General features: G+C 69.7%; 12 protein-coding genes. 9 read left to right on the top strand and 3 right to left on the bottom strand.

The annotated features are described in order from the left end of the window. Nucleotides 1-18 precede the first annotated feature (18 nt). From truA to FQ142_RS13215, 3 genes are read left to right on the top strand one after another with little or no spacing between them, the layout of a single operon-like run. Nucleotides 19-867 (top strand): tRNA pseudouridine(38-40) synthase TruA, encoded by an 849-nt coding sequence (truA, locus tag FQ142_RS13225; protein WP_149423671.1) that lies wholly within the window; start codon nt 19-21, stop codon nt 865-867. Further along, the gene (locus tag FQ142_RS13220; RefSeq protein ID WP_149423670.1) at nt 864-2,189 is read left to right on the top strand and encodes a hypothetical protein; all 1,326 of its coding nucleotides are present in this window, start codon (nt 864-866) and stop codon (nt 2,187-2,189) included. The genes truA and FQ142_RS13220 overlap by 4 nt, the downstream gene beginning before the upstream one ends. A gap of 22 nt (nt 2,190-2,211) precedes the next feature. Continuing rightward, nucleotides 2,212-3,102, top strand: coding sequence for a hypothetical protein (locus FQ142_RS13215; RefSeq protein ID WP_149423669.1), 891 nt, complete (start codon nt 2,212-2,214; stop codon nt 3,100-3,102). 63 nt (nt 3,103-3,165) lie between these two features. Here the strand turns inward: FQ142_RS13215 and FQ142_RS13210 are convergent, their stop codons facing one another. Beyond that, nucleotides 3,166-4,482, bottom strand: a complete 1,317-nt coding sequence (locus FQ142_RS13210) for an MFS transporter (protein ID WP_149423668.1) — start codon at nt 4,480-4,482, stop codon at nt 3,166-3,168. A 214-nt stretch (nt 4,483-4,696) separates the two neighbouring features. Here FQ142_RS13210 and FQ142_RS13205 point away from each other — a divergent pair, with 214 nt between their 5' ends. The 5 genes from FQ142_RS13205 (at nt 4,697) to FQ142_RS13185 (ending at nt 12,586) form a co-directional block, all read left to right on the top strand. Beyond that, nucleotides 4,697-5,365, top strand: a complete 669-nt coding sequence (locus FQ142_RS13205; RefSeq protein WP_056412288.1) for an endonuclease/exonuclease/phosphatase family protein — start codon at nt 4,697-4,699, stop codon at nt 5,363-5,365. Nucleotides 5,366-5,545: 180 nt separating this feature from the next. Then, entirely contained in the window at nt 5,546-5,992 is a 447-nt protein-coding gene (rplM, locus tag FQ142_RS13200) for a 50S ribosomal protein L13 (RefSeq protein WP_045253410.1), read from the top strand. 27 nt (nt 5,993-6,019) lie between these two features. After that, nucleotides 6,020-6,505, top strand: a complete 486-nt coding sequence (rpsI, locus tag FQ142_RS13195) for a 30S ribosomal protein S9 (protein ID WP_056412286.1) — start codon at nt 6,020-6,022, stop codon at nt 6,503-6,505. A 14-nt stretch (nt 6,506-6,519) separates the two neighbouring features. After that, on the top strand, nt 6,520-7,878 hold the full coding sequence (gene glmM / locus FQ142_RS13190; RefSeq protein WP_056412284.1) for a phosphoglucosamine mutase: 1,359 nt from the start codon (nt 6,520-6,522) through the stop codon (nt 7,876-7,878). Nucleotides 7,879-8,335: 457 nt separating this feature from the next. Beyond that, complete coding sequence (locus FQ142_RS13185; protein WP_262492152.1) at nt 8,336-12,586, top strand: isopeptide-forming domain-containing fimbrial protein; 4,251 nt, start codon at nt 8,336-8,338, stop codon at nt 12,584-12,586. Between the two features lie 18 nt (nt 12,587-12,604). Here FQ142_RS13185 and FQ142_RS13180 read toward each other — a convergent pair whose 3' ends face one another. Beyond that, entirely contained in the window at nt 12,605-13,957 is a 1,353-nt protein-coding gene (locus FQ142_RS13180) for an MFS transporter (RefSeq protein WP_149423666.1), read from the bottom strand. Nucleotides 13,958-14,005: 48 nt separating this feature from the next. Here FQ142_RS13180 and FQ142_RS17685 point away from each other — a divergent pair, with 48 nt between their 5' ends. Next, complete coding sequence (locus FQ142_RS17685) at nt 14,006-16,264, top strand: helix-turn-helix transcriptional regulator (protein WP_149423665.1); 2,259 nt, start codon at nt 14,006-14,008, stop codon at nt 16,262-16,264. 30 nt (nt 16,265-16,294) lie between these two features. Here FQ142_RS17685 and FQ142_RS13170 read toward each other — a convergent pair whose 3' ends face one another. Next, entirely contained in the window at nt 16,295-17,236 is a 942-nt protein-coding gene (locus FQ142_RS13170) for a Ppx/GppA phosphatase family protein (protein ID WP_149423664.1), read from the bottom strand. Between the last annotated feature and the right edge of the window lie 28 nt (nt 17,237-17,264).

Genomic DNA, 17,264 nt, shown 5'->3' with positions numbered 1-17,264 from the left:
ACGGCCTAGGCTTTATCCGTGCGCATCCGGCTCGACATCGCCTATGACGGCACCCACTTCCGCGGGTGGGCCAAGCAGCCGACCCTGCGCACCGTGCAGGGAACCCTCGAAGCGGCGCTCGCGCGCATCGTCGGCTCCGACGTGCAGTTCGTGGTCGCCGGCCGCACGGATGCCGGCGTGCACGCCCAGGGGCAGGTGGCGCACGTCGACCTCGACGAGGAGCAGTGGGCGCGCATCGAGTCGCGACAGGGCCGCACCCCGCAGGATCCGGCGGCCTCCATCGCCCGGCGCATGCGCGGTGTCCTCAGTGCCTACTCCGACGTGAGCGTGACGCGCAGCTCGATCGCTCCCGAGGGGTTCGATGCGCGCTTCTCCGCCGTGTGGCGGCGCTATCGCTACCGGCTCGCCGACGAAGCCGCGGCCTACGACCCGATCCGCCGCCATGACACGACGTCGCACCGCGGCATCCTCGACGAGAGCGCGATGGATGCCGCGGCGCGGACGCTGATCGGACTCCACGACTTCGCGGCGTACTGCAAGCCGCGCGAGGAGGCGACGACCATCCGCACCCTGCTCGACTACCGCTGGAGCAGGGATGCGCAGGGCGTGCTGGTCGCCGAGGTCAAAGCCGATGCCTTCTGTCACAGCATGGTCAGAGCGCTTGTCGGCGCATGCGCGGCGGTGGGCGAGGGCCGCCTCGATGTCGACGACCTCGTCGTGCTGCGCGACGCGCTCACCCGCACCAGCGAATTCAAGGTGCTGGCAGCGAGGGGCCTGACGCTCACCGAGGTCGGGTACCCCGCCGACGAGCTGCTCTCCACCAGGGCGGAGCAGACTCGCGCTCGCCGCGACCGGACGAGCGCATGAGACCCGCTGCGGCGGTCGTCGAGGTCTCGTCACCGGGATGGGCGTTCTGGCGGGCTGTGCTCGACACATGCATCGGCCTGATCGTCGGCACGCTCTACGCGTTCGTCGGCATCGTCGTGATCGGGATCGTGGGGGAGGAGGCGCTGTCTTCGCTCTACTGGCAGATCGACCTCGACCCGCTGTTCCGCGCGAGCATGGGCGTCTTCCTGCTCGTGGCCGCCGTGCTGGCGATCGTCGTCCCGTTCGTGATCGTCATCGAGCGCTTCGCGGCTCTCCGCGCCGTCGAGGCGGCGGCGCGACGGCATCCGGATGCCGTGCCGCAGCGCTCCCTGCGCCTCGAGCTCCGCGACGCGCCCGCTGGGCTGCTGCGGAGCACGGGCACGGCGCTGTTCTGGTCCTTCGTGGGCATCGGCGGCCTCTGTGCGCTCGCCGTGCTCTTCGCCGAAGATCTCCGCGAGGATGCGGTGATGTGGGTCGTGCTCCTCGTCTTCGTCGTGCTCGCGTCGGGTGCGGCGGCCGTGCGGCGGCTCGGCCGACGATGGGTCGAGCGCGACGCGGCGCGCATCGGCGAGCAACGGGGCCGGTGGAAGCGGCTCGTCCCCGCGGCAGTCGCGGCGGACGCCGACCGACGCGACGCCGCGATGCGGGCCGTCGTGCCCGGCTGGCTCTCGGCCCCGAGCGCGCGGGCGCTCGCTCGTGTCGCGAACGTCCTGCTCACTGCGACACTCATCTCGCTCGCGGCGTTCATGCTCTCGGTCTTCATGCGGCAGCAGTGCCGCACCTGCGATCCGGTCTACTGGGACGAGCCCATCGAGAACGGCATCGACGTGCTGAGTCTGGCGAGCGGTGCGGCCATCGCGGTGTGCGCCGCCCTCGGCATCCTGGCCTGGGCCGGAGGAGTCGTCCTGCAGTTCGCGCGGGAACGGGCGCTGACTCGGTGGGTCTCGGATGGTGCACCCCGTCGTGTCGACGTGAGTCTGGTCGAACCGCTGCTCTCGGGCGCTCGGGCGATGGTCCGCCTGCAACGGGGGCTGTCGGCCGTCGGAGCCGCCGGGCTCATGGTGGGCACGGGGGCGATCTGGGCGGAGTGGGAGGGCATGGACGCGCGGGCGGTGCTCCTCGTCTCGACGGCTCTGATCGTGCTCGCTCCGGTCATCGGAGATGCCGATGCCCGACGTGGCCGCCGAGAGCGACAGCTCGCGCGAGACGCGCTGTTCCCCGGCGACGTCGGCCCCCTCGGTGACGAGACGCCGGCGGTCGCGCGAGAGCGGCGACTGCGCAGGGAGCGGCGACTGCGCAGAGAGCGCAGGGAGCGCCGATGACACACGGCGCCGGGGAACGATGATGGAGCGGGTCGACGATCAGGGCGGCCGTTTCGCCGCTGCTCTCCGCGCGGCGATCTCGGAACGGGGCATCACTCTCGCGCGCCTGCGGAGCCAGCTGATCGACGACGGCAACCCGGTCTCGATGGCGACGCTGAGCTACTGGCGCTCCGGCGATCGGCAGCCCGAGGGGGCGCAGTCGCTGAGTGTCGTCGACGGCATCGAAGACCGCCTCGGTCTTCATCGCGGACATCTGGGCGGACTGCTGCGCGCGTCCGCGCGTCTGGGGCCCGTGGCGCCGCCGCGGCTGCCGTTCGACGAGGAGCGGGAACAGCGGGAGACGGAGGAGACCCTGAGGGAGCTGCACGCCGCGCCTCAGGATGCGCTCCGCGATCTCTCCACGCATGTCACGGTGTTCGTGGGCGCCTCCGGAGCTGTCGAGAAGATGATCATGCGGTGTCTCGTGCAGTCCACGAAGGGGACGATCTCCGAGGTGCCGCTGATCGACGTCGCTCCGAGGGAGACCGAGGTGATGTCGACGATCTCCGATGTCGTGGGTGGACGCGTCGACCGCGAATACCTGCACCCCGGGCGCCTGCTCTCCGGGGTGGTGATCGCGCTCGACGAGCCGATCGAGACCGGCGCGACCACCCTGTTCGAGTTCACCGAGACCTTCCCCGTCGGCTACCCGCCGCGGCAGTCGGCCTGGCACGGTACGTCGAGGCAATCGCGCGAGAGCCTGATCTGGGCGCGCTTCCACCCGGAGGCTGTGCCGAGCTGGTGCGAGGAGTACATCGAGACGGATGCCGAGTACGTGTCGTCGATCCGTTCGGTGCGCAGCGGGTCCGTCCATCTCGTGCGGCACGGGTTCGGGCCGGGGGTGCTCGGGATCCGCTGGGGTTACGACGAGTGACCGGGGGAGTCGACCTCCCCGCGAAGGATCGACCTGCCTCTCGGCAGCGTCGTGGTCGAGCCTTCAGCGGGATTCGACGCGTCCCAGCTGCTTCCAGGCGAAGAGCACGGTTCCTGCTGCGACGAGTGCGGCGACGAGGAAGAAGATGGTGACCGGCCACGCAGAACCGCCTGCGGCGAGGACGAGCCACGCGGCGAAGGCCGGGGTGGGACCGGCGATGAGGGCGGCGGTGGGTTCTCGTACGAGGACCACCGCGGAGAGCCGGTACTGAGGGTCGAACAGCGCCGTGAGGATCGCGCCCTGGGTGGCATAGAGGGTGGCGAGGCCGAGGGAGATGCCGAGGACCATCGTCAGGACGATGACGAGTTCGCTTCCTGTCGCGAGCAGAGGGAAGGCGAGGGAGCCGAAGATCGCGAAGACGCCGCACCCGAACAGCCATACTCGGCGGCGTCCGAGTCGGTCACCGAGGTGGCCGACCAGGGGCACGACCCCGATGGCGAGCGCGGAGGAGACGAGGTTGGCGACGAGCCCGAACGATGCCGGGTAGCCCAGGGTTCCCGTGAGATAGGACAACAGGTAGACCTGGGTCAGGGAGGAGAACGCCAAGTACGGCCCGTTGACACCGAAGCCGATGAGGATCTCGCGCCATTGGTGTCGGACGGCTTCGGCGAGGGGGAACCGCACGACGCGTCCTGTCGCCTTGACCGCGAGGAATTCCTCTGTCTCGTTGATGCCGGTGCGGATCCACATCCCGATGCCGAGGGTGACGATGCTCGCGAAGAACGGGACACGCCACCCCCAACTCAGGAGCGCATCCTGGGGGAGCAGGGAGATCAGGGCGAAGACGCCGGTGGCGATCACGATTCCGCCGAACACGCCCATCCCGGGGAGTGCGACGCGCACGCCGAGACGCGTGCGGTCTCCGGACTCGGCCATCATGACGAGTGAGCCGACATATTCCGCTCCGGCTCCCATGCCCTGCAGGATTCGGCACAGTGCGAGGAGCACCGGCGCCCACAGCCCGACCTGCGCATACGTGGGCAGCAGGCCTATCGCCAGGGTCGCGACCCCCATCAGCATCAGCGTCGTCACCAGCATGGGCTTGCGCCCGATGCGGTCGCCGAAATGACTGAACAGGATGCCCCCGATGGGGCGGCCCAGGTAGCCGATCGCGAAGGTCAGCAGCGAGCTGATGATCTGGGTCGCGGGGTCGGCGTCGGGGAAGAAGAGCGGGCCGAACACCAGGGCTGCCGCGAGTCCGAAGAGAGTGAAGTCGTAGTACTCGACCACACTTCCGATGATCCCGGCCCACGCGGTGCGGCGGATGTTCTTGTCGCGCCCGAGAGGGGCGTCCGTCGGGGCCGTCTGCGAAACGTTCATCAGCTACAACTCCTATGTTTCAGCTTCCGATGCGGTGATATGCCGCGAGAAATAAGGCTTAATGACCGCTCTCGCGGGTTGAGCCGAAGTCAAACATAGGATGTTTACGCATGCAAGATATCGCACGGAGGGCAGATGACCGGAAGACGGCATTCCTGCGAAGGGTCGATGATCTTCACCGGAATCCAAGACTGACGCACTAGCGTGAACAGCGATGAAGGTCATCTCCTACAACCTGCAGAAGCACAGAGCCGCGAGTGAACTCGTGGCTCTCGTCTCGGAGCACGATCCCGACATCCTGTGTCTGCAGGAATGCGACGTGGCCGACCTTCCGGAGTCCATCGGCGACCTGATCCTCGCCGACGCCACCCAGGCGAACAGGCTGGGTCTGGCGATGTTCTATCGGGCCAGCGAGTTCCACCTGCAGGGCATCCGGACGATCGAGCTGAAGAAGTCCCTGCACGACCGCATCGCCAAGCCCGCGCACGAGCGCGTGCTGGGGGCGAGGCTGCGTGACATCGACGCAGGTCGGGAGTTCATCGCCGCGTCCTTCCACGCCGCGCCGCTGACCGCGCTCAACTCGCTGCGCCGTCACCAGATCCGCGCGGCGCTGACCGAGCTCGCCACTCTCGGCGAGGGGCTTCCCCAGCTGATGGTCGGGGACTACAACTACCCGGTGTTCAAGGAGAACCTCGGCAAGACGGTGCGTGAGCACGGCTACGCGCTCACGATGAGCGACGATCACACGTACACGCGGTACCGCGTGTTCCGCGGCCACTACGACTTCGCGACCTCGGTCGGGTTCGAGATCCAGCGCGTGACGACATTGCCGCAGGGGCTGAGCGACCATCGCCCGATCCTCGTCACCACGCGGTTCGACTGATCACCGAGACGCGCTCGGTTTGGGAGATCGCCTCGCATGACGTAGGCTGTCTCTTTGGTACTCGACTGCCGAGTGCTAACGAACGTGAGCCCTCCACTGGCGTGTTCATCCCTGTAGGGAGGAACCACCCCGGAGTGGGATTCACGAACTTCTCCGTTCGAACAAGAAAGCAGCACTATCGTGACGCGCACTTACACTCCGAAGGCCGGCGAGGTCCAGCGTGACTGGGTCGTCATCGACGCCACTGACGTCGTTCTCGGCCGCCTGGCTTCGCACGCCGCTACGCTCCTGCGTGGCAAGCACAAGCCCACCTTCGCCAACCACATCGACTCGGGTGACTTCGTCATCATCGTGAACGCCGACAAGGTCGCGCTCACGGGTCAGAAGCTCCAGAAGAAGCTGGCCTACCGTCACTCGGGTTACCCGGGCGGCCTGAAGTCGGTCACCTACGCCGAGCTGATGGAGAAGAACCCGGTCCGTGCCGTGGAGAAGGCCATCCGCGGCATGCTCCCCAAGAACAGCATCGGCCGTCAGCAGCTGTCGAAGCTCAAGGTCTACGTCGGTGGCGAGCACCCGCACGCTGCGCAGCAGCCGAAGACGTACACCCTCGACCAGGTCGCCCAGTAAGCGCCGTAAAGACTTAAGGACATACTCGTGGCTGACATCCAGGACACCACCGAAACCCCCCAGAACTTCTCGACGTCGACTCCCGAGACCGACGCAGTCGAGGCGGCTCCCCGCCCCGTGCTCAGCGTCCCGGGTGCCGCTGTCGGCCGTCGCAAGCAGGCCATCGCCCGCGTGCGTCTCGTCCCCGGCTCGGGAACGATCACGGTCAACGGCCGCACGCTCGAGGACTACTTCCCGAACAAGCTGCACCAGCAGCTGATCAACGACCCGTTCACGATCCTCAACCTCGCCGGCGGATACGACGTCATCGCGCGCATCTCCGGTGGTGGCCCCTCGGGCCAGGCCGGCGCGCTGCGTCTCGGCATCGCCCGTTCGCTGAACGGCATCGACGAGGAGAACAACCGTCCGACCCTGAAGAAGGCCGGCTTCCTCTCGCGAGACGCGCGCGTCAAGGAGCGCAAGAAGGCTGGACTCAAGAAGGCCCGTAAGGCGCCTCAGTACTCGAAGCGTTAAGGTCCACCGCTCCGATGCCGATCTTTGGCACGGACGGCGTGCGAGGGCTTGCCAATGGCATCCTCACCGCCGACCTCGCGCTCACCCTGGCCCAGGCGACTGCCGTCGTCCTGGGCCAGGGCCGTACTGCGGAGGCTCGCAAGGCCGAAGGCAAGCGGCTCACGGCCGTCGTGGCCCGCGACCCCCGAGTCTCCGGTCACTTCCTGACGGCCGCCGTCGCGGCCGGTCTCGCCTCCTCCGGCGTGGATGTGCTCGAGGCCGGCGTCATCCCGACGCCCGCGCTCGCCTTCCTCGTCGCCGACCGTGATGCGGACTTCGGCGTGATGATCTCCGCCTCGCACAACGAGGCACCAGACAACGGGATCAAGATCTTCGCGCGCGGCGGAAGAAAGCTACCCGACCTCGTCGAGCAGCGCATCGAGGCCGCCATGGGCGGCGAGAAGCTGCGCCCGACCGGCGCAGGCGTCGGTCGCATCGATCGTTTCTCCGACGCCGAGGACCGCTACGTCGTGCATCTGCTCGGCTCGCTGCCGAACCGCCTGAACGGACTCAAGGTCGTTCTCGACTGCGCCAACGGCGCGGCATCGGGCGTCTCTCCGGAGACGTTCCGGGATGCCGGCGCCGACGTCACCGTCATCGGTGCGGATCCCGACGGATGGAACATCAACGACGGAGTCGGATCCACCCACCTCGACAACCTCGCCGAGGCCGTCGTGCGTCTCGGCGCTGACATCGGCATCGCCCACGACGGCGACGCCGACCGCTGCCTGGCCGTGGACGCCGAGGGCAAGCACATCGACGGCGACCAGATCATGGCGATCCTCGCGGTGTCGATGAAGGAACGCGGACATCTCACCGACGACACCCTCGTCGCGACGGTCATGAGCAACCTCGGGCTGCACATCGCCATGCGCGAGCACGGGATCACCGTGCGGCAGACCGCGGTCGGCGACCGCTACGTGCTCGAGGACATGAACGAGGGCGGCTACGCGCTCGGCGGCGAGCAGTCCGGACACGTCATCATGAGCGAGTACGCCACCACGGGTGACGGTCTGCTCACCGGGCTGCACCTGGTCGCCGAGATGGCCCGGCAGAAGAAGTCCATCGCCGAGCTCGCCGCCGTCATGACGGTGTACCCGCAGGTTCTCATCAACGTCCGCGGCGTCGACAAGGATGCCGTCGACTCCGACGAGGTCGTGCAGGCCGCGGTTCGCGACGTCGTCGCCGAACTCGGAGAGACGGGCCGCGTGCTGCTGCGCAAGTCCGGCACCGAGCCGCTCGTGCGCGTGATGGTCGAAGCGGCGGACGCCGACTCGGCGCACACCTACGCCGAGCGCCTGGTCGATGTGGTGCGGGAGCGTCTCTCGCTCTGACCCCAGGAGCCCCGTTCCGCGGGCTCTCCGAGCGCCGGTGTCGAGCGCCGGTGTCTGAAGCCCGTTCCGCGGGCGTGTGTCGTGACCCCGATTCGTGACCCCGATTCGTACGCGCCTTTCGTGCGCCTGTGCGCCTGTGTCGTGACCCCGATTCGCAGGGGTGCGACGCCCGGGTGAGGCACGGGGTGAAGTCCGGGGTGAAAAGCCCGGATTTCGCCGATCTGCCCTCCCCGCGACGGACAGTCTGGCGGAGGTCCCGGAAGACAGCAGTGCGTCGACGACCCGACGGCGCTCGACAACCGTCCCTCTGTTCTCTCCTGGACCTCACCCGCGCGCGCGAACGCCGCGGGCTCGTTTCCAGGGGAGAACACACGTGAGATTCCGTGCTGCGCAAGAGCACCATCACCCATCATCGGATCCGCAGGCCGCGCCGGACGCGCGCCGCTGGCGCGGGCGAGTGAGGAAGGCCGTCGGCCTCCTCTCGAGCGCTGCGGTCCTCGCATCCTCGCTCGTCGTCGTCGGGGCTGCCGTGACGGCGGCTCCGGCCGCCGCCGCTGATCCTTTCCTGTGCACGCCGGGAGCGGTCTTCGTGCAGAGCTCCACGCAGGTGCGGGAGTTCGACGTCGCCCTCGACGGTGGCGCGGAGGGTGAAGGCGGTTCGCTGAGCACCGAGAGCTTCGGCGCCGACCACTCCGACAACGGACTCGGCATCTCGGCCGGCGGACGCTACGCGTACACGGTCACGAACAGCTCGTTCGACAAGACGCTCGCCAAGCACGATCGCGTGACGAACGAGACGACCAGGACGACCTTCCGGCTCAACTCCGCAGTCCTGCGCGGAGCGGTGCATCCCGAGACGGGCGTCTACTACTTCGCGAGCAACACGACCAGCGGCGGCATCAACCTGTACGCCTGGGACGAGAGCGTCACCCCGCAGACCTACGTGCAGATCGGTCAGCTGCGGCCCACGACGGGCAGCGGCGCGTTCGGGGCCAACGGCGACATGGCGTTCAGCGCATCAGGACAGCTCGTGCTGGTCGCGGACAACACCATCTACTCGGCAGACATCCCGACAACCCTGACCCCGAGCACGGCGGTCATCGGCGCCAAGCAGGTGCACTTCATGGGCGACGGCGTGCAGGGCAACGGCATCGCCTTCGGCAACCTCGGCCACATCTTCGTGTCGGTCTCGGGCGGCGGCAACCGCATCATCGAGGTCGACCTTCCCCGCGGCGTGACGGTGAACAGCACCCCGCTCGGCGACTTCTCGCCCACGGACATGTCGAGCTGCACGTTCCCGAACACCCTGACGCTGAAGAAGGACCTGCCGGGCGGACGCTCCGCGGGAACCGACCAGTTCGGCCTGCGGGTCGACTCGCCGGACGGGTACCAGGTGCCGCGCACCGACGCCACCACCGCCGGTGCGGCGACGGGTCTGCAGCCCGACTACGCCGGACCGATCTTCACCAACCAGGGAGATTCGTTCGCGCTGTCGGAATCCGCGGCGGGCAGCGCCGAGCTCGACCGCTACGCGAGCTCGCTGAGCTGCGTGCAGCAGCACGCAGACGGGTCGACCTCCCCGGTCGCCCTCAGCGGGACGAACACGGTCGTCCAGCCCGAGGGAAGCCTCGGCACCGACGTCACCTGCGTCTTCGTCAATGACCTGCTCACCCCGGGTCTGGAGCTGCGCAAGACCTCCGATCCGGCTGATGGCACGGTGGCGACCGCGGGTCAGACGATCACCTACACCGTCGAGGCCGAGAACACCGGCAACACGGTCCTCGATCCGGTCGAGATCTCGGATGACCTGGCAGGCGTGCTGACGAACGCCACCTACCAGGACGATGTGGTCACCGCGGTCGACGGCACCGAGATCACGACGGGTGCGGCGACCGTCGACAGCGACCAGCTCTCCTGGATCGGCACCCTCGAGGCCGGTCAGACCGTCACGATCACCTACTCGGTGATCGTGAACGAGGGAGCGGAGGGCGCGAGCATCGAGAACAGCGTCACCGCATCGGGCACGCCTCCCGCGCCGTTCGATCCGATCGTCCCTCCCACGCAGACCACCCGCAACCCCGTCCCAGGCTTCACCGTGGAGAAGACGGCCGACCCCGCATCGGGATCGATCGTCGAGCCCGGTCAGGTCGTCGACTACACCGTCACGGGCACGAACACGGGCGCCACGGTGCTCGACCCGGTACAGCTCTCCGATGACCTGTCGGCCGTGCTCGCGCACGCCGACTACAACGACGACATCGTGACCCGCATCGACGACACCGTGCTCGATGAGGGCGCGGCATCTCTCGCCGACACCGACCTCACGTGGACGGGCTCGCTGCAGCCCGGCCAGGCCGTGACCATCACCTACTCCGTGACGGTCCACGACGACGCCGCGGGCGAGGTCCTGCGCAACACCGTCGCGGGTTCCGCGACGCCGACGACCCCGGACCCTGCGGACCCCGACGGTCCTCAGGTGCCCGGCGACACGATCACGCCGCCCGCCGTCGTCACGGAGCATCCGGTCGTCGGATCGGGCTTCACGATCAGCAAGACCGCGAACCCCGAGACGGGTTCCACGGTCGATCCCGGCGACACCATCGTCTACACCGTCACCGGGACGAACACCGGCGGCACCGTGCTGCGTCCGGTCGAGATCACGGACAACCTCGCGGGTGCTCTCGCCCACGCGGCCTACAACGGCGACCTCGCCGCCAGCCGGGGAACGGGCGAGATCGATGCCTCCACCTTGCGCTGGACCGGAACCCTCGAGCCCGGACAGAACGTCGTGATCACCTACTCGGTCACGGTGGACGCGGATGCCGGTGGCGAGACCATCGCGAACTCGGTGTCCGCCACGGCGACGCCGCAGATCCCCGAGAACCCGAGCGATCCCGACAGCCCTACCACGCCGCGGACCCCTCTGGTGCCGCCGACCGTCACCACCGAACACCCGGTCAACGAGCCCGGCTTCACGTTCGCGAAGTCGGTCGACCCGGCATCCGGTGCCGCGGTCGATCCCGGGCAGCTCCTGACGTACACCCTCGTCGGAGCGAACACCGGTGAGACGTCGCTCGATGTCGATGTCGTCGACGACCTCTCGAAGGTCCTCGCGCACAGCACCTACGGCGCCGACGCGACCGCGATGATCGACGGCAGGGCGGTGACGGCCCCTTCGGTGGTCGACGGCATGCTGACGTGGTCGGGGTCGCTCGCCGCCGGTGAGGTCCTCACCATCACGTACTCCGTGCGCGTCGCAGCGGATGCCGGGGGCGAGGTGCTGGAGAACTCCGCGACCGGCACGGCGACCCCGCCGGGTGGCGACACCCTCACTCCGCCGCCGGGCACCACGACCAACCCGGTCAACCTCCCCGGCTTCGCGCTCTCGAAGAGCGCGGATCCTGCGACGGGCACCTCGGTCGAGCCCGGCAGCGTCATCACCTACACGGTGACCGGCGTCAACACGGGGGAGACCCGGCTCGACGACGTCGCGATCGTCGACGATCTGTCCGATGTGCTCTCGCACGCCGCATACAACGACGACGCCACCGCGGTGATCGACGGAGTCGAGGCGGCTCGACCGACGGCGGACTCGGGTGAGCTCACCTGGACCGGCGCTCTCGAGATCGGCCAGACCGTCACGATCGTCTACTCGGTCACCGTCGACGGTGACGCCGGGGGAGAGCTGATCGAGAACATCGTGAGCGCAGAGGTCACACCGCCCGGCGGAGGGACCCCGATCGAGGTGCCGCCCGCCACGACGAGCAACCCGGTCGACGAGCCGGGGTTCGAGATCGTCAAGAGCGCGGACCCGGCATCCGGGACCCGCGTCGAACCGGGGAGCGTCATCACCTATACGGTGACCGGCATCAACACCGGCCAGACCGCGCTCGACCCCGTCACGGTGACGGACGACCTCTCCGGAGTGCTGGCGCACGCCGTGTACAACGACGACGTGTCAGCGACGGTCGGCGGCGAGCCGGCGACCGCGCCCTCGATCACCGATGAGCAGCTGACCTGGGTCGGCGACCTGGGCATCGGCGAGCGTGTCACGATCGTCTACTCCGTGACGGTGCGTGGCGATGCCGGCGGCGAGCTGCTGACGAACGTCGCCTCGGCAACCGCGGTCCCGCCGGGTGGCGTCGAGCTGACGCCTCCGCCGGCGGTGACGGAGCACCCGGTCGCACAGCCCGGCTTCTCGTTCGTGAAGACGTCGGACCCCGGATCGGGATCGGCGGTGGCGCCCGGTGACCTCGTCACCTACACGCTCACCGGGATCAACACCGGCGAGACGGGACTCGACGAGGTGGTCATCGCCGATGACCTGAGTGGAGTGCTGAACGCGGCACGGCTCACCGGAGGCATCACGGCGACGGTCGGCGACCACGAGGTCGCTGCCCCCACGGTCGAGGGCACGCAGCTTCGCTGGGTCGGCTCGCTCGCGGAGGGTGAGACCGTGACCATCACCTATGCGGTGACCGTCTCGCAGAGCGCGGACGGCCACACGCTGAGGAATGTGGCGCTGGCCACCGCGACGCCTCCCGGCGGAACGCCGATTCCGCCGGTGTCGAGCGAGACGGTGAACCCGGTTCTGCCCGCGCTCGCGATCACGGGTGGTGAGCTCGCGCCGTGGGTCGTCGTCCTGGGCCTGCTGCTGCTGCTCGCGGGAGGTCTGCTGCTGACGCGCAGGCGTATCGCTCGCGGCTGATCGCGGCTCACGAGGGCGTCATCTCCGAGAGGAGGTGGCGCCCTCGTTCGCGTTATCGGACGGGGCGGTATCCGGCGCGCCGGAGTCCCCGAGGTCGGAGCCATCCCGGTCGGAGTCACCCAGGTCGGAGTCACCCCGGGCGGAGCCGCCGCGAGCCGCCCGACGCAGAGCCGGGATCGCCGCCATGCTCAGCACCGCGACCGCCGCGCCGGTGAGATAGAGGAGCATGTAATCGTCGGAGGCGCCCGAGATCGGATCACCGGCGCCCACGTGCAGGAGCATCGCGGCGACCATGGGGCCGAAGATCTGGGGGATGGTCTCGGCGGCGTTGAGCACGCCGAGGTATGCGCCGCCTCGGCCCTGCGGGATCACGCGCATGGCCAGAGCCAGGTTGACCGCGAGATAGACGCCGACCGCGAGTCCTCCCAGAGTCGTCGCCGTCCAGAGCGCGACCGGGGCGTCCGCGAAGGCGCGGATCGTCGCGCCACCGGCGAGACCGAGCGCGCCAGCGACCAGGAACGGAAGGTACCGCCCGCGCCTCGACGCCCAGGCACCGCCCACGCTCGCACCGACGACGATGCCCGCGCCGCCGAGCAGCGTGGCGATCATGGCGACGGGAGTGGCGCCGACGGCGTCCCCCGTCATGCGGTCGATCACCATGTACAGCGTGAAGGCTGTCGTGAGGCCCAGTGCGGACTGCATGCCCAGCCGCTGCAGCCAGAGGGCGACGAAGGTCGGCGACAACGCCGCCCGTAGATCGACACGCGCGCGGTCGCCCGCGGCCGACTCACGGATCGTCAGAGCGGCCCCGACCACGGCGATTGCCAGGGCCGGCATGACCAGCGCGATGAGGTCGACCTGGCGCGGCAGCAGGGCGGTGAGCACGAGCGGCGGCAGAACGCCGAGGAACGCGGCCGCGGTGAAGATCCCCGAGGCGGACGCACGCCGATCCTCCGGCACGACGTCGGCCAGCAGTGCGGCAGCCGCCGCCAGAGTGGCGTTGAACGCCACCTGCACGCACACCCACGCCGCGATGATCGCCGCGAACGACTCCGCCGCCGACAGCGCGAGGATGCTGATGATGCCCGCGAGCGCTCCGGCCAGCATCCAGGGTCTGCGGCGCCCGAAACGGCCGCGGGTGCGATCGGAGAGGGCGCCGAAGACCGGGTTCGCGATCAGAGCGGACACACCGCCGATCGCCAGCACCAGGGCGAGAGCTCCGGCGCGCTGGTCGGCGCTGAACAGTGCATCGATCTTCAGCGGTATGCCGGCCATGACCGGTGTCGTGAGCGACCCCAGCCCCACCAGATTGACAGCGGCGAGGAGGAGGACGGTGCGTCTCTCCGGCCGGTTCGAGCGCTCGCGCGGCATGCCGTTCCCTTCATCATGACCCCTCAGCACTCTAGCTAGAGTGATCAGATGTCATCGGGGAGGTGGGAACAGCACGTGGCGCGCCCGCGCCTGCTCGCGGCACTGTCGGTCCCCTCGCGCGCGGTGGTGGCCGTGGGCCCCGTCGGCGCGGGAGCGTCGACCTTACTGAGGCAGTGGGCGCAGGGGCGCGCGGCGGAGTGGGGAGTCCCCGGCGACATTCCCGCCCCGACAGGAGAGGTGCTCCTGGTGGACGACGCCGACACTCTGTCGGACGACGACTGGACGAGAATCCAGGGGCTGCTCGCCGCCGACCCTCGGCTTCTGCTGCGCGCCGCGGTGCACGATCCGAGAGCGGTTCCGGCCGCCCTGCAGGCGGACTTCGTCAGGGAGCTCTGCTTCACCGCCGAGGAGACCCGTGCGTACCTGGCGCTGATCGGATCGCCGCTCGACGCCGCGGGCGTGCACCGGGTCACCGGAGGGCTGCCCGCGGCCGTGCGGGCGATCGGACAGCTCAAGAACCTGCGCGCCGAGCAGGTGAGCGCCGCGCTGCGAGACCTGCATCCCCACCCCCTCGACGCGCCCGACGCGCACCTCGCCGTTCCCGAGGTCCTCACCCGCGAGGTCGTCGCCGCGCTCGGCGGATCCTCCGGTGTCTTCGACCGCGCCGAAGCCGCAGGGCAGGGGGAGTGGGTGGGAGACCCCGGGCATCCGTTCTTCGTCCTCTCCGCCCCGGTGCGCGCGGCCACCGCGGCGGCACACCCGGTGCCCGATCCGCTGTCGGTGCACGCCCGCGCAGGGCGCATCCTGCTCGCACAGGGAGCGTGGTACGGGGCCCTGCTGGAGGGCGCGGCGGCCGGGTCGCTCGACCTCGTCGACGCGGCTCTGAAAGGCGGCGGGCTCACCCTCATCCGTGCGCACGGCGCGTCGATCTCGACCGCGCTGCGCGACATCCGCATCCTCGAACTCCGCACCTGGCCGGTGATCGCCATGGCTCAGGCGCTCATCTTCAACGCCCGTCGCGAGCACCGGCTGCGCGCGGTCGAGCTCATGGGCATGGCGCTGATCGGGGCCAGGCGGGCGCCGGCGGACGGCGCAGAGCGTGCGCTGCTGCGTGTGATCGAGGCGGTCGTCCGCCGTCTCCTCGGGGTGGGCGACGACGGCGTCGACGCGGCGCTGACTGCCGCGAGGATCCTCCGGGGCCTCTCGCCCGACGAGCTGCGCAGGATCGACGGCCTGGTCGAGGACCTGCACTCCCACAGCGCGATCACCCTGATGTACGGCGATCGGCTCGACGATGCGCTCGCGGAGTTCGAGCGCGCGTTCGCGACCGCGCGTCGACCCAGCGGACAGCTCGTCGCCATCGGCGGGGCCGCGATGGTGCACGTCTCCTCCGGCGATCTCGTCGCCGCGCAGACCTGGGTGGACATCGCCGCGGCCCGGTCGTGGCCCGAGGCACTGCTCAACGAGTACCAGGGCACCCCGCTTCGCATCGCCGAAGCGAAGATCGCCCTCGAGCGCGACGACCTCGACGGCGCCGAGGCCGCCCTCAACAGCGTCTGGCACATCATCGAGACGGTCGAGCACTGGCCCACGCTCGCGCACCTGCGCGCGCTCCTCGACATCCGCCTCGGCCGTGCCGAGGTCGGACTCGAGGAATTCCGAGCGCTCCGGCGCCGCAGAGGACGACGGAAGCCGCGGTCCCAGCGGCGACTGCTCGACCTCACCGACTCCGCGCTCGCCCTCGCAGCCGGCGACATGGCGTCGGCCCGCAGACTGATCGACCAGGGCGGCGATGCGGCGATGATCACTCTCGGGGTCGCCAGGGTCGAGATCTTCGACGGGCGCCACGAGCGTGCCCAGCGCAGGCTCGCGGGCATCGAGGTCGAGGCGCCCGAGGCGCGGGCGCACCTCGCGGCACTGGAGGCGCTGATCCTCCGACGATCGGGTCGGCCCGAGGAGGCCGCGACGGCCGCGCGCCGTGCCAGGGCGATCGCCGACGCCTACGGCCTCCGAACGCCGTTCCTCCTCGTCCCCGCCGAGGACAGGGCGCTGTTCGGGCCTGAGATGATCGATGTCGCGACGCCGCGCCTGAGCGCGCGACCCGTCGTCCCCCGCCTGACCGCGCGAGAGCGGGTGGTCCTCACCGAGCTCCGACGCACCGCCGGCGTGGCCGAGATCGCCGAGCGCCTGCACGTCTCGGAGAACACCGTGAAATCGCAGCGCAGGTCGCTGTACCGCAAACTCGGGGTGTCATCGCGCGATGAGGCCATCGCCGTCGCGATGGGGCAGGGGCTGTTCGAGTCCTGAGCTGACCGGGCGCCGGTGATCACCGAGTGATCAGGCGGGCGCGCCCCATGGGAGCGACTCGATGTACCGCAGCAGCACCCCTTCGCGCAGCGCCCACGGCGACACCTCGAGCTCGTCGACCTCGAGAGCCGTCATCGCGGTGTGCAGCGAGACGGCGGCGGCGACGATCTGGAATGTGCGGTCGGCGGTGATCCCCGGCAGCTCCTGACGCGCGGTCGCGGGGAGGCGCGCGAGTCGGGGGATCCACGATCCCAGCGACGCCCGGGGCAGCACCATGCGCTGGATGCCCGACCACCCCGGCACCGGGTATCCGGCGAGCTTGGCGAGCGAGCGGATCGCCTTCGACGAGCCGACCACGTGGTCCGGCCGGGGCAGGGCGGTGAACCGCGGGAGGACCTCGGCGAGAGTCGATGCCGCATGCTCCCGGAGGCGCTCGACGTCGTCTTCGCTGGGGGGATCGTGGGGCAGAAACTGCACCGTCATCCGCCCCGCGCCGAGGGCGACGGATGCCGCGGCATCCGGCACCTCGTCGTCGCCCGCGGCGATCTCCAGCGATCCGCCGCCGATGTCGAGGAGCAGCAGCTGGCCGGCCGACCACCCGAACCAGCGGCGGACCGCGAGGAAGGTGAGCGCGGCCTCCGTCTCACCGTCGAGGACCTGCAGCGGTTGGCCCAGCGCCCGCTCGATCCGGGCGATCACCTCGGTGCCGTTGCGTGCGTCGCGTACGGCGCTGGTCGCGGTCGCCAGCAGCTCGTCGACGTTCTCGGCCTCGGCGACCCGACGCGCCTGCGCGACCGCCGACTCGAGAGCAGCCACGCCCTCTTCCGAGATGGAGCCGTCCGGCGTGAGGTATCGCATCAGCCGCAGCACGGAGCGGTCGCTGGTCGTCGCGAGAGGCCGCCCTCCGGGCCGGACGTCGGCGGCGAGCATGTGGACGGTGTTGGAACCGATGTCGAGGACTCCGAGGCGCACGGGTAGAGACTACTGCCGCGCCGTTACG

The organism is Microbacterium sp. ANT_H45B, assembly GCF_008369345.1.
In the GTDB taxonomy this organism is placed as follows: domain Bacteria; phylum Actinomycetota; class Actinomycetes; order Actinomycetales; family Microbacteriaceae; genus Microbacterium.
Note: the sequence above shows the minus strand (reverse complement) of the source record. Positions and strands in the feature narration are given on the sequence as shown.